This window comes from Pedobacter sp. 01N416 (assembly GCF_056399685.1).
Genome location: NZ_JBFTRT010001002.1, coordinates 1 through 702 on the forward strand (window position 1 = coordinate 1; position 702 = coordinate 702).

Genomic DNA, 702 nt, shown 5'->3' on the forward strand with positions numbered 1-702 from the left:
GAGTATCGCTGGCGGTGTATCGCTGGCGCTGGCACTAATGTAGCATCTACTACTTTTCAGGTTTATTATGTACCTACAGATTCTTGGACAGAAACAGGCGTTAACTGGAGCAATAAACCAGCATCAAGTACTTTGTTGGCAACCATTAATGGCCAAGGCTCGGGATGGGCTCAATGGGATATTAGCAGTCAGGCAATGGCCGAGCTTTCGGGAGATAAAACATTGTCACTTCGTGTGGTTACTACACTTTTGGGCGCGGGAGCCGACGTGACGTTCCGTTCAAAGGAAACTACCGACCCAACACTTCGTCCACAACTTGTTTTATCTCAAAACTCAGCAACGGCAATGAACTCATCTCAAAGTTCAAATTTAGCCGATAATAATTCAACTAATAAAAGTGTTAGTGCAATAGACATATCGAACATTAAAGTTGACGGTCTTGCTGATGCTAGTGTGCAGATCTATCCAAATCCTGTAAAAGATATATTGAATATTAATATTAAAGGATATAGTGGTCCTTATGAAGTAGCGGTATTTAATATAATTGGACGAATGTTCTTGAATAAAAAAATGGAAAGTAGCAATGCCGAATTAGATGTATCTAGACTGGTTACAGGAGTCTATTTAGTTAAGGTAACTAGTGCCAAAGGCAAGACTTTCAAAATGATGAAAATAATTAAAATAGATTAAAAAGGGTGATGT

General features: G+C 39.2%; 1 protein-coding gene. It reads left to right on the forward strand.

What is annotated here, in order from left to right; translation table 11 throughout:
* On the forward strand, positions 1-690 hold a 690-nt coding region (locus AC1DND_RS28915; RefSeq protein WP_477586419.1), incomplete at its 5' end, for a T9SS type A sorting domain-containing protein.
* Positions 691-702 lie beyond the last annotated feature (12 nt).